This window comes from Tateyamaria omphalii (genome assembly GCF_014651375.1).
Classification (GTDB): Bacteria; Pseudomonadota; Alphaproteobacteria; order Rhodobacterales; family Rhodobacteraceae; genus Tateyamaria; species Tateyamaria omphalii.
The window spans coordinates 1-926 of the sequence record NZ_BMWT01000020.1 but is presented as its reverse complement, the minus strand read 5'-3'; the positions used below and the strand labels follow the sequence as shown (position 1 = coordinate 926).

Below are 926 nucleotides of genomic sequence, written 5' to 3'. Positions count from 1 at the left end.
ACGGTGCCCTGCAAGCAGCTTGCAGGTGTCATCGATGAAATCGATCAGCACCCCGACATTTTCCATATCCCTTCGAACAAGGAAGACGAAGGGATGGGCCTGTGCGCCGGTGCCTGGATGGGGGGCAAGCGCCCTGCCATCATCATGCAGAACACGGCCATTGGCGTGACCATCAATACGTTGGCGACCTTGATCCAGTACTACCGGATGCCGCTGCCCATGCTGATCAGCTACCGTGGTGAGCTGCGCGAGCCGGTGGCTTGCCAGGTTGAAATGGCGGTCCACACCAAGGCACTGCTCGCGCAGATGAACATCCCCACCTACCACTTCCATCATCAGAAGGACGTGGAAGAGCTGGATATGATCCTGAAATACACTTTCATGTGCAACAAACCCGTGGCGATCCTGACGGACGCCAACTTCTGGGGAGGCTATGGCGACCAATGATCCGTTCTGAAATCCTTCGCGAAATTGCACCGATCCTGCGTGATCAGTTGATTGTCTGTAACATCGGCATCCCCAGCCAGGAGCTGCATGCCATCGACGATCAGCCCACGAATTTCTACATGCTGGGCACGATGGGGCTGGCCTCGTCCATTGGTCTTGGCTTGGCGCTGGCGCAGCCCAAGACGGTCATCTCGATTGACGGGGACGGGTCGGTTCTGACGAACCTTGGCACGCTGCCCACGATCGGGAACAACATGCCGCCGAACTTTATCCTGATGATCATCGACAACGGGTCCTATGGTTCGACCGGGGATCAGCCGACCTATACGGGCCGCAAGACGGATCTGGCGGGCATGGCGCGTGCGGCGGGCTGTGACAACGTGGTCGAGGTGCAGGACGTGGACACCGGCGCTGCGCTGCAAGAGGCGATTGATGGACAGGTTGGCACGGTGATGATCGTGAAATGCGACAGCGGCAAC

At 58.5% G+C, this 926-nt stretch carries 2 protein-coding genes; both read left to right on the top strand.

Going from position 1 to position 926, the window contains the following annotated elements; genetic code table 11:
- Positions 1-447, top strand: a 447-nt coding sequence (locus tag IE087_RS23440) for a sulfopyruvate decarboxylase subunit alpha (RefSeq protein ID WP_189372014.1), incomplete at its 5' end; no start/stop codon positions are given.
- The coding region (locus IE087_RS23435; RefSeq protein ID WP_189372013.1) for a thiamine pyrophosphate-dependent enzyme at positions 444-926 on the top strand (483 nt) is incomplete at its 3' end. The genes IE087_RS23440 and IE087_RS23435, both read left to right, overlap by 4 nt.